Genomic DNA, 11,284 nt, shown 5'->3' with positions numbered 1-11,284 from the left:
CATCATCCAGAAGCTGCTGCAGAACTGCAACTACGAGGTGGAGCGGGCGCAGCGCGGCATCGTGTACATCGACGAGATCGACAAGATCTCGCGCAAGAGCGACAACCCCTCGATCACCCGCGACGTCTCGGGCGAGGGCGTTCAGCAGGCGCTGCTGAAGCTGATCGAAGGCACGATGGCCAGCGTGCCGCCGCAGGGCGGGCGCAAGCACCCCAACCAGGATTTCCTGCAGATCGACACGACCAACATCCTGTTCATCTGCGGCGGCGCGTTCGCCGGCCTCGAGAAGGTGATCGAGCAGCGCACGGAGTCCTCCGGCATGGGCTTCAGCGCCACGGTCAAGAGCAAGAAGGAGCGCAGCCTCTCCGACATGTTCCGCGAGGTGGAGCCGGAAGACCTGATCAAGTTCGGCCTGATCCCGGAGCTGGTGGGCCGCCTGCCGGTGGTCGCCACGCTGTCCGAGCTGTCCGAGGACGCGCTGGTGCAGATCCTCACCGAGCCCAAGAACGCGATGGTCAAGCAGTATGCGAAGCTGCTGTCCATGGAGGGCGTCGAGCTGGAGGTGCGCCCGAGCGCGCTGAAGGCGATCGCCCGCAAGGCGCTGGCCCGCAAGACGGGCGCGCGCGGCCTGCGCTCCATCCTGGAGCAGTCGCTGATCGACACGATGTTCGAGCTGCCGAACATCAGCAACGTCGAGAAGGTGGTGGTCGACGAGAACACCATCGAGGAAAACAAGCCGCCGCTGCTGGTCTACCGCGAAGCGGCCAAGAAGGCCTGATGCGGGGAGGGGCCGATTCGCAACGATTGCGCGCCCGCCCCGACCGCTTTTTCCCTACCATCCGACCCTGCGGCCCCCATGGCGGCGCTGCCGGGTTGAAAATGTCCCCACACCTGCCATCTATGGCTGGTTACCACGAGGATCACCATGTCCGGACATACCCCTCTGCCTTCTGACCCGATGGACCTGCCGCTCCTGCCCCTGCGGGACGTGGTGGTGTTCCCCCACATGGTCATCCCGCTGTTCGTCGGCCGTCCCAAGAGCATCAAGGCGCTGGAAGCCGCGATGGAAGCCGAGCGCCGCATCATGCTGGTGGCCCAGAAGGCCGCCGCCAAGGACGAGCCCTCGGTCTCCGACATGTTCGAGGTCGGCTGCATCTCCACCATCCTGCAGATGCTGAAGCTGCCGGACGGCACCGTGAAGGTGCTGGTGGAAGGCCAGCAGCGCGCCCGCGTCGCCAAGATCGTCGACGGCAACAACCACTTCACGGCCACCGTGATCCCGGTGGAGTCCGCCGATACGGACGCCAAGTCGGCCGAGATCGAGGCGCTGCGCCGCGCGGTGCTGCAGCAGTTCGACCAGTACGTCAAGCTGAACAAGAAGATCCCGCCCGAGATCCTGACCTCGATCGCCTCCATCGACGATCCGGGCCGGCTCGCCGACACCATCGCGGCCCACCTGCCGCTGAAACTCGATAACAAGCAGGTCGTGCTGGACCTCGCCGAGGTGAAGGAACGGCTCGAGAACCTGTTCGAGCAGATCGAACGCGAGGTCGAGATCCTCAACGTCGACAAGCGCATCCGCGGCCGCGTGAAGCGGCAGATGGAGAAGAACCAGCGCGACTTCTACCTGAACGAACAGGTCAAGGCGATCCAGAAGGAACTCGGCGAAGGCGAGGAAGGCGCCGACATCGAGGAGATCGAGAAGAAGATCAAGGCCGCCAAGATGCCCAAGGACGCCAGGAAGAAGGCGGACGGGGAACTGAAGAAGCTCAAGCTGATGTCGCCGATGTCGGCCGAAGCGACGGTGGTGCGCAACTACATCGACGTGCTCACCGCGCTGCCCTGGGCCAAGCGCACCAAGATCAAGCACGACCTGCAGTTCGCCGAGGACGTGCTGAACGAGGACCACTGGGGCCTCGAGAAGGTCAAGGACCGCATCCTCGAATACCTCGCCGTGCAGCAGCGCGTCGACAAGGTCAAGGCGCCGATCCTGTGCCTGGTCGGCCCACCCGGCGTGGGCAAGACGTCGCTCGGGCAGTCGATCGCCAAGGCGACCGGCCGCAAGTACGTGCGCCAGGCCCTGGGCGGCATGCGCGACGAGGCGGAGATCCGCGGCCACCGCCGCACCTACATCGGCGCCATGCCGGGCAAGGTGCTGCAGTCGCTGTCGAAGGTCGGCACGCGCAACCCGCTGTTCCTGCTGGACGAGATCGACAAGCTGGGGCAGGACTTCCGCGGCGATCCGGCTTCGGCGCTGCTGGAGGTGCTGGATCCCGAGCAGAACCACACCTTCAGCGACCACTACGTCGAGGTCGACTTCGACCTGAGCGACGTGATGTTCGTGGCGACCTCCAACTCGATGAACATCCCGCCGGCGCTGCTGGACCGGATGGAGGTGATCCGCCTCTCGGGCTACACCGAGGACGAGAAGGCCAACATCGCCATGCGCTACCTGCTGCCCAAGCAGATGAAGAACAACGGCGTGAAGGAAGAGGAGCTCGAGGTCCGCGAGGACGCCGTGCGCGACATCGTGCGCTACTACACCCGTGAAGCGGGCGTGCGTTCGCTGGAACGCGAGCTGTCCAAGATCTGCCGCAAGGTGGTGAAGGGCCTGCAGCTGAAGAAGATGACGCCCAAGGTGGTCGTGACGGCGGACAACCTCAACGACTTCCTCGGCGTGCGCAAGTTCTCCTACGGGCGCGCGGAGCAGCAGAACCAGGTCGGCCAGGTGGTCGGCCTCGCGTGGACGGAGGTCGGCGGCGACCTGCTGACGATCGAGGCGGCGCTGATGCCCGGCAAGGGCAACGTGCTGCGCACCGGCTCGCTGGGCGACGTGATGAAGGAATCGGTGGAAGCCGCGCGCACCGTGGTGCGCAGCCGCTCGCGCGCGCTGGGCATCAAGGACGAAGTGTTCGAGAAGAAGGACGTCCACATCCACGTGCCCGATGGCGCCACGCCGAAGGACGGCCCGTCCGCCGGCATCGCGATGACCACCGCGCTGGTGTCGGCCCTCACGGGCATCCCGGTGCGCGCCGACGTCGCGATGACGGGCGAGATCACGCTGCGCGGCGAGGTCACCGCGATCGGCGGCCTGAAGGAGAAGCTGCTCGCGGCCCTGCGCGGCGGCATCAAGACGGTGCTGATCCCGGAGGAGAACACGAAGGACCTGCAGGAGATCCCCGAGAACGTGAAGAGCGGGCTCGAGATCGTGCCGGTGAAGTGGATCGACAAGGTGCTGGAGATCGCGCTGGAGCGCCAGCCCACGCCGCTGACCGAGGAGGAAGTGCAGGCCGCCGCGCCGGTGGCGGAGAGCGCGACGCCGGTGGCTGTCAAACACTGACAGTCCTTCGACGCGGGCCGGGGTGCGGCGGAGGGGTTCGAAATCTCCGCTATAATTTCGGCTTCGACGCGGGAATAGCTCAGTTGGTAGAGCGCAACCTTGCCAAGGTTGAGGTCGCGAGTTCGAGACTCGTTTCCCGCTCCAGGTTCTGATCAAGGGACGCACGCAGCGTCCCTTTTCATCTGGATGTCGGCGCGTTAGCAAAGCGGTTATGCAGCGGATTGCAAATCCGTTTAGATCGGTTCGACTCCGGTACGCGCCTCCAGGAAAGTCGATGCGGGAGTAGCTCAGTTGGTAGAGCGCAACCTTGCCAAGGTTGAGGTCGCGAGTTCGAGACTCGTCTCCCGCTCCATTCGCGAAGGGAAGCCCGGGAGGGCTTCCCTTTTTGCTTGGGCCTCGATGGTGAAATCGGTAGACACAGCGGACTTAAAATCCGCGGCCCCTCAAAAGGCGTGCCGGTTCGAGTCCGGCTCGAGGCACCAGTCATCCCCGCCGGGTCTGCCCGCCTGAGGCACCCGCAGAACTAACTCACGGCCGGGAAGGTCCACAATAGGGCCGGAGAGAGCACCATGTCCCATTACGACGCCCCCTTCGAAATCCACGTGCACGGCGACGTGCCGCTGCGCACGGGCGTGACGTACGCCCAGCTGCAGGAGGCGCTGAAACCCCTGTGGACCTATGCCGGCGCCAAGTCGCTGGCCGACGGCGCCGAGAGCGCCTACGAGGAAGAGCCCGGCATCAAGTTCGACGCCCAGGAGCGCCTGCTCACCATGTGCTGGACGGTCGCGGGCGACATGGACTTCCGCCAGCAGCTCGACGAGATGTGCATGAGCCTCAACGACCTGGCGGAGGAGGGCGCGGCCATCGAGGTCACCTTCTACGACGCCGAGTTCGACGAGGAAGAGGCGGACCCGGAGGAGGAGTCGCGCGACGACTTCGTGATGCTGTTCGTCGGCCCCACGCCCGCTGCGATCATGCAGGTGCAACGCGACCTGCTGGTGCAGGACGTGGTGAACCTGATGGAGCGCCACTTCGAGGCCAACGAGCTCGACGGCGTGGTCGGCGAGATCGACAAGCTGTTCTCGAAGCGCTTCGACGCGCTGGTGAGCTCGCTGGAGCTGGGCAAGCCGCCGCGCGGCAGCGGCGGTGCCCCCGGCCACGGCGGCGGGCGCCGGCCGCGGCATCTGCATTGAGGGCGGGCCAGCCTACCGCCCGGCCTCGTACAAACCCTCGATCGCCGCCGCGAACCGCTCCTGCAACTGCCTGCGGCGCAGCTTCAGCGTCGGCGTGATCAGGCCCTCGTCGGTGCTCCACGGCTCCAGCGTCAGCCATACCTGCCGGACCCGTGCGTACGACGGGAAGCTCGCCACCCGCTCCTCCACCCGCTGCAGCACGGCGCTGTGCACCTCGGGCCGGCCCAGGACGTCCGGCGCCCCGGCATCGAGCCGCAGGCCGGCCGCGAGGGCGGTCCAGCCCTCGCGATTCAGCACCACCAGCGCCGCCAGGTAGGGGCGCCCCTCGCCCAGCACCATCACCTGCTCGAACAGCGGGTCCTCCGCGATGGCCATCTCCAGGTCGGCCGGCGGCACCTTCTCGCCCGTGGAGGTGACCAGGATCTCCTTGATGCGGCCGACGATGTGGACGTGGCCGCCGGGGTCGAACGCCGCAATGTCGCCCGTGTGCAGCCAGCCGTCGGCTGTGACGCTCGCCGCCGTCGGCGCCGGCTCGTGCCAGTAACCGAGCATGACGTTGGGCCCGCGGACCAGCAGTTCGTCATGCGCGCCCAGCCTCACCTCCACCCCCGGGATGGGACGGCCGACCGAGTCGGGCACGTTGTCCTCCAGCCGGTTGGCCGTGACGATCGGCGCGGCTTCGGTGAGGCCGTAGCCTTGCAGCAGCGGCAGGCCGAGGCCGACGAAGCAGTGGGTCAGCTTGCGCGACATCGGCGCGCCGCCGGAGACGGCCAGCCGCAGCCGCCCGCCCAGGCGCGCCAGCAGCCGCTCGCTGACCAGGTGGCGCAGCACCGGCCACATCAGGGCGGCCACCGGCCCCCGGACCCGGTCCGGCGTCCGCTCGCAGCGCCGCTCGAACAGCAGCGGCAGCGTGGGCGCTTCGGCAAAGCCGATGGCGTCGAAGGTGGCGGCTTCCGAGGGGCGGGCGGCATCCATGGCAGGCTCCCGCGGCGCTGGCGGACGCGCCGCAGGTCAACTTAGGCCGCGCGCGGCGGCCGCAAGATGATGCGCGTCAAGGCTCCGCTATGCTTCGCGCCCATGGCCTTGTTTTCCCAGGACGCCCTGAACCCGGGCGTGCGCAGGCGCGAGGTGTTCGGGTGGGCGATGTACGACTTCGCCAACTCCGGCTACACCACCGTCGTCATCACCGCCGTCTTCGCCGCGTACTTCGTCGGCGGCATCGCGCAGAAGGCCGAATGGGCCACCTTCGCGTGGACGCTGGCGCTCAGTGTTTCCTACTTCATCGTGATGGTCACGATGCCCAGCCTCGGAGCGTACGCGGACCTGCGGGCGGCCAAGAAGCGCATCCTGGCGCTGGTCACGCTCGGCTGCGTGGTGAGCACGGCGGCCCTCGCGCTCGCCCGCCCCGGCGGCGTGGCGCTGGCGATGGCGCTGATCATCGTCTCCAACGTCTTCTACAGCTACGGCGAGTCGCTCACCGCCGCCTTCCTGCCGGAGCTGGCGCGGCCCCACGCCCTCGGCAAGGTGAGCGGCTGGGGCTGGGGCTTCGGCTACTTCGGCGGCATGCTGGCCCTGGGCATCTGCCTGGGCTACGTGCTCTGGGCGCAGGCGCGCGGCATCCCGGCGGCGCAGTTCGTGCCGGTGACGATGCTGATCACGGCGGCCCTCTACGGACTGGCTTCCATCGTCACGTTCCGCCTGCTCACCGAACGGGCCCGGCCCAACCCCGCGGCGCTGGGCGAGGGCGGCCTCGCCGCTTCGCTGCACCAGTTGCGCCGCACCTTCCGTGCCGCGCGGCGCTACGCCGACTTCATGTGGCTGCTCGCCTGTGCCGTGTTCTACCAGGGGGGCGTGGCGGTGGCGATCACGCTGGCGGCGATCTACGCCGAGAGCGTGATCGGCTTCCGGCAGCAGGAGACCATGGTGCTGATCTTCGTGCTGAACCTCGCGGCCGCCGGCGGCGCCTTCGCGTGGGGCTACCTGCAGGACCGCATCGGCCACAAGATCGCGCTGGGCAGCACGCTGGTGGGCTGGGTCGCCACCTGCGTGATCGCCGCCGTCTCCACCACCAAGGGCCAGTTCTGGTGGGCCGCGGCCATCGCCGGCCTGTGCATGGGATCGAGCCAGTCCGCCGGCCGCGCGCTGGCGGGCATGTTCGCGCCGCCGCGCCAGCTGGCCGAGTTCTACGGCCTGTGGACCTTCGCGATCCGCCTCTCCAGCATCGTCGGGCCCCTCAGCTACGGCGCGATCACCTGGGCCACGCGCGGCAACCAGCGCCTGGCCATCATGAGCACCGCCGGCCTGTTCATCGTCGGCCTCGTGCTGCTGCTGAAGGTGGACGTGGCCCGCGGCCGCGCCGCCGCCCTCGCCGCGCCATGAGAAAAGGCACCGGCCTTGCGGCCGGTGCCTCCGGTGCCGCCCCGAAGGGTCGACGCTGCCATGACGGCGTCATGGCACAGGGCGCCCGTTGGCGCCGTGTCCTTACTTGAGCAGGATCGTGGCCGAGTTGGAACCTCCCATCGCCGGGTTGCTGGAGAAGACCCTCACGCGCGTCGGCACCTTCTGCCACACGCCGGTGTTGGTGGGATCCTGCGCGGTGTTGGCCGGGATGATGCGGTCCATCAGCCAGCCGCCGGCGCTGTCCACGAAGGTCGTGCCGATCACGCACTGCGGATTGGTGGCCGTGCCGTCGCAGGTGCCGCCGGCGCGCAGCCGCCCGTCGTCGTACACGGCCGTCATCTCCTGGCCGGCCCGCACGGTGTCGTTGCCGCTGATCGTCCAGCGCAGCTGGCCGCGGGTGAACTGCGACTTGGCGAAGGTGATCGTCTCGGTGGTGACCACGCTGACGCTGCCGGCCGCCACGTTGGGCGACAGCGCGCCGGCGGCGTCCTTCACCTGGTAGATGATGTTGTAGTTGCCGGCCGCGGTGGGCGTGAAGTTGACCACGCCGCCGACGGGCGTCGGGCGCGGGCCGAGCTGGGCGGGCCAGGTGAGGATCTCCGCGTCCTTCAGGTCGGCGGTGCCGTCGGGGTCCAGCGAGGTCGCGATCAGGTTGATCGAGCCGGGCTTGCCCACCACCGCGCCGGCGCTGGTGTTGACGGCGTACGGGATGTCGTTGACCGGCGTCACGTTGATCGTGAAGATGCCCTGGTTCGACTCCACGCCGTTCGCCGTCACCGTGTAGGTGATCGAGTCGGTGCCGCTCACGTTCGGGTTGGGCATGTACGTGACCACGCCGTCGGCCGTGATGTTCGCGGTGCCCAGGCGCGGCGCCTGCGCGTTGATGGTCACCGTGCCGAGGCCCTGGCGCACGAAGTTGCGCAGGGTCATCGTGCTGCCGTTGACGGCGATGGTGTCGTTGCCGATCAGGTCGATCGAGATGCCCGTGCCGGCGGCGCACATGGAGGCCGTGTTCGGGTCGCAGTCCTCGAACATCGTCGACGTCTCGTTGACGGCGACCGGCGTGCCGATGGTGGGCGGGCCGCCGGGGTCGCCGCCGGGGTCGCCGCCGCCCGTGCCGCCGCCGGTGGGCAGGCCGCGCGCCGTCTCGATCGGCCGCACGGCGCTGCCGCCCTTGGAGGAGGTCACCTGCACCGTGGCCGGGGCGGCCATGAGGCCCGTCACCGTGGCCGCTTCAGGCGCGAGGTCGAGGCCGGTGCCGGGTGCGCCCGCCGTCGCGGTGCCGGGGGTCTCGGGCGCAGCGGGGCCATAGCCCACCAGGGTGAGCTTGGCCGTCGGGTCGCTCGAGCGCGCGTTCACCGCCAGCGTGCCGTTGTTGGGGCCGTCGAAGCCGGCGACGTCGATGGTGACGGTGTCGGTCACGCGCTGCATGTAGTAGGCCGGGATGGTCTGGCCTTCCGAGTTGCGGGCCGCGGAATCGACGATGCACACGTGGCTGGGCGGCGTGCCGGTCGGCTGCGTCTGGCCCCAGAAGGTGGTGCCTTGCTGCTTCATCGGGATCGGGTTGCTCGCAGGCGGCCCGAAGTACTGGGGCGAGTTGAGGCGGACCATTCCCACCTCGGGATCGAAGAACAGCGAGTTCGCGCACGGCTCCTCGTAGTAGGACAGCACGGGAATCACCGGCGGCTGCTGCGTCTGGGCGGGCAGGCGGGCCTGCGTGGTCGGGTGGCCGGTGGCGAACACGTCCAGGTCGGTCATGTTGCCGACGGCGTCGGCCTTGTACGTCGCGCGCGTGGGCGTGACCTTGCCGGGCAGGGTGCCGGTCATGAGGCGGCCCGCGACCACGAAGTTGCTCTCGCCTTCCATCACGTAGAAGGGCGCGCTGCTGCGCGAGGCGAAGGGCGTGCGCACCTCGATGCGGAAGGTGTTGTGGTTGCGCAGGCTCTGCGCGCCGTTGATGTCGTAGGCGACGAAGTTCGGCAGCGGGCTGCCGGTGACCGGGCCGACGCGGCCCGGGTCGGCGATGTATTTCTTGCCGGTCTGCGGATCGAGCGAGGCGCCGCCCAGCGCCACCATGGCGTCGTAGAAGGGGTCGGTGCCGGGCGGGGCCGACTTCAGGTCGGGCATCGGCGGCACCTCGGCGCCGCCGGGCACGGCGGAAGGCAGCAGGAAGGGGCCGACGGTCCCATTCAGGACGCATTCGAAGGTGAGCACGCAGGCCAGGCCGATGTCCTGGGTGTACTGGATCTTGTCGCCCACGGCCATGTTGTTGAAGTTGTGCTCCGAGTACGGCGTGATGACCCGGTAGTCGCCGTCGAAGGGCAGGTTCGGCACGATGATGCGCAGGCGGCCGAAGACCATCTGGTCACCGTCGATGGGCACGATCTCGTTCGAGAAGCCCGCCTCGACGGACAGGACCAGCCGGGCCTTGAGATTCAGCCCCGGGTCCTGCATGACGTTGTCGGCCGCGAAGTAGAAGTGCTCGGGCCCGAAATCCAGCGGGAAGACCTCCGGCACCGGGCCTTCCAGCGCCACGCACCAGCCGCCGTCGCGCTCGAGCGTCGTCTTGTAGTCGCAGAACTCCAGCGTGATGCCGGTCTTGTCCTGGAACCACGAGGGGAAGCCGCCCACGCTGGGGGAATGGTCGATCGGGCCGAAGCGTTCCAGCACGGCGTGGGCGGGGCTGGCGGCGAGCGCGAGCAGTACCGCCGCAGACAGCAGGCTGCGTTTGGGTGAAGACATGAGTCCCTCTCTCCTCTGGGTTTGAGTGCCGTACCGGATCGGCGCTTCCAGGCCCTCTCCTCGAGGCCTGCTCCGAACTTGTGTGCCGGTGTATCAACCGTTACGCAAGGAGCGGACCACCCCACAGGTGCCGTGATGGGGGGCACTTTGGTGCTCATGCCGGCCCGGTCGCCCCCGACATTGGGGAAAAGGGCGGGCCGTTTCCCCACCGAAGCTGGGGACTGTGGGGTGTGGGTTGGCCGAAGCGGCGCTCAGGCCGCGAGCTTCAGGTCGTCGTCGCCGCTGCCGGCGGCGGGCCGCTCGACCAGCCCCAGCCAGCGCGCGGCAGCGGCCTGCAGGGACTCCGGCGCGCCGGTGGTGCGCCACTGCACCCCGCCGCGCCCGTGGGGATTCAGCAGGTTGCGGGCTTCCAGCAGGCGCCGGGTCTGGCGCGCCACCGGCTGCCCGGTCTCCACGAGTTGCACCGCGGGGCCGAGGAGCTCGCGGAAGGTGGCCTCCGCGAAGGGGTAGTGGGTGCAACCGAGCACCAGCGTGTCGATCTCGCCCGGCCCGGTGCCGAAGCAGCAGACTTCCACCGTGTAGCGGCGGCACAGCTCGCGCACGCGCGCCTCGTCGCCGGCCTCGATGGCGGCGGCCAGCCCGTCGCAGGGCACCAGCACGAAATCGGCCTGGTGACGCAGGGACGTGAGCAGGGTCTGGAACTTGGCGGAGGAGAGGGTGCCGCGGGTGGCCAGCACGCCGACGCGGCCGGTCTTCGTGAGCGCGGCGCCTGGCTTGAGCGCCGGCTCCACGCCCACCACAGGCAGGTGGCCGTGGTGCGAGCGCAGCAGGTGCACGGCGGCGGCGGTGGCGGTGTTGCAGGCCACCACCAGGGCCTTGATGCGGTGCTGCTCCAGCAGGTCCACCGCGATCTCCAGCGAACGGCGCGAGACGAAGTGCTCGCCCTTCTCGCCGTAGGGCGCGTGGCCGGCGTCGGAGAAGTAGACGAAATCCTCGCCCGGCAGCTCGGCGCGGAGGGCCCGCAGGATGCTGAGCCCCCCTACACCGCTGTCGAACACGCCTATGGGTCTGTCGCGGTCCATTCCCGCAACTCTACGGCGGACGAGATGCCGTTGCCTGTGAGACAGCTTCAGGCGGCGGCGACAGGAATCTTCCTGAATTCGCCGGTGGCGATCCGCTTCGACCACTCGGCCGGCCCGGTCGTGTGCACGCTGGTGCCGTTGGCGTCCACGGCCACCGTCACCGGCATGTCGACCACCTCGAATTCGTAGATGGCTTCCATGCCCAGGTCGCCGAAGCCCAGCACCTTGGACTTCCTGATGGCCTTGGAAACCAGGTAGGCGGCGCCGCCCACGGCCATGAGGTAGGCCGCCTTGTGCTTGCGGATCGCCTCGATCGCCTCCGGGCCGCGCTCGGACTTGCCGATCATGCCGATCAGGCCGGTCTGGGCCAGCATCATCTCGGTGAACTTGTCCATGCGGGTGGAAGTCGTCGGGCCGGCGGGGCCGACCACCTCGTCGCGCACCGGGTCGACCGGGCCGACGTAGTAGATCACGCGGTTGCGGAAGTCCACCGGCAGCGGCTCGCCCTTGGCCAGCATGTCCTGGAT

8 protein-coding genes and 4 tRNA genes are annotated in these 11,284 nt (G+C 68.7%); 8 read left to right on the top strand and 4 right to left on the bottom strand.

What is annotated here, in order from left to right:
* The 7 genes from clpX to VFM98_RS15555 all read left to right on the top strand — a co-directional run.
* On the top strand, nucleotides 1–778 hold a 778-nt coding region (gene clpX / locus VFM98_RS15585; protein WP_325110820.1), incomplete at its 5' end, for an ATP-dependent protease ATP-binding subunit ClpX.
* A 147-nt stretch (nucleotides 779–925) separates the two neighbouring features.
* On the top strand, nucleotides 926–3,340 hold the full coding sequence (gene lon / locus VFM98_RS15580) for an endopeptidase La (RefSeq protein ID WP_325110819.1): 2,415 nt from the start codon (nucleotides 926–928) through the stop codon (nucleotides 3,338–3,340).
* Nucleotides 3,341–3,408: 68 nt separating this feature from the next.
* Nucleotides 3,409–3,484: transfer RNA gene (locus tag VFM98_RS15575), tRNA-Gly, on the top strand.
* Nucleotides 3,485–3,531: 47 nt separating this feature from the next.
* A tRNA-Cys gene (locus VFM98_RS15570) sits at nucleotides 3,532–3,605 on the top strand.
* A gap of 11 nt (nucleotides 3,606–3,616) precedes the next feature.
* A tRNA-Gly gene (locus VFM98_RS15565) sits at nucleotides 3,617–3,692 on the top strand.
* A 41-nt stretch (nucleotides 3,693–3,733) separates the two neighbouring features.
* Nucleotides 3,734–3,822 (top strand) — tRNA-Leu (locus VFM98_RS15560).
* Between the two features lie 87 nt (nucleotides 3,823–3,909).
* Complete coding sequence (locus VFM98_RS15555) at nucleotides 3,910–4,533, top strand: DUF6806 family protein (RefSeq protein WP_325110818.1); 624 nt, start codon at nucleotides 3,910–3,912, stop codon at nucleotides 4,531–4,533.
* A gap of 12 nt (nucleotides 4,534–4,545) precedes the next feature.
* Here VFM98_RS15555 and VFM98_RS15550 read toward each other — a convergent pair whose 3' ends face one another.
* The gene (locus VFM98_RS15550; RefSeq protein WP_325110817.1) at nucleotides 4,546–5,508 is read right to left on the bottom strand and encodes an AMP-binding protein; all 963 of its coding nucleotides are present in this window, start codon (nucleotides 5,506–5,508) and stop codon (nucleotides 4,546–4,548) included.
* Between the two features lie 102 nt (nucleotides 5,509–5,610).
* Between VFM98_RS15550 and VFM98_RS15545 the strand changes: the two genes are divergently transcribed.
* The gene (locus tag VFM98_RS15545; RefSeq protein WP_325110816.1) at nucleotides 5,611–6,912 is read left to right on the top strand and encodes an MFS transporter; all 1,302 of its coding nucleotides are present in this window, start codon (nucleotides 5,611–5,613) and stop codon (nucleotides 6,910–6,912) included.
* A 102-nt stretch (nucleotides 6,913–7,014) separates the two neighbouring features.
* Here VFM98_RS15545 and VFM98_RS15540 read toward each other — a convergent pair whose 3' ends face one another.
* The 3 genes from VFM98_RS15540 to VFM98_RS15530 all read right to left on the bottom strand — a co-directional run.
* Nucleotides 7,015–9,675: an Ig-like domain-containing protein gene (locus VFM98_RS15540; protein WP_325110815.1), complete on the bottom strand. Its 2,661-nt coding sequence runs from the start codon at nucleotides 9,673–9,675 to the stop codon at nucleotides 7,015–7,017.
* A gap of 251 nt (nucleotides 9,676–9,926) precedes the next feature.
* Nucleotides 9,927–10,757, bottom strand: a complete 831-nt coding sequence (gene murI / locus VFM98_RS15535; protein ID WP_325110814.1) for a glutamate racemase — start codon at nucleotides 10,755–10,757, stop codon at nucleotides 9,927–9,929.
* A 47-nt stretch (nucleotides 10,758–10,804) separates the two neighbouring features.
* Nucleotides 10,805–11,284: fumarate hydratase C-terminal domain-containing protein (locus VFM98_RS15530; protein WP_325110813.1), on the bottom strand; the 480-nt coding region annotated here is incomplete at its 5' end.

The organism is Ramlibacter sp. (genome assembly GCF_035706265.1).
Taxonomy (GTDB): Bacteria; Pseudomonadota; Gammaproteobacteria; order Burkholderiales; family Burkholderiaceae_C; genus Ramlibacter.
This window is presented reverse-complemented; position numbering and strand designations above follow the sequence as displayed.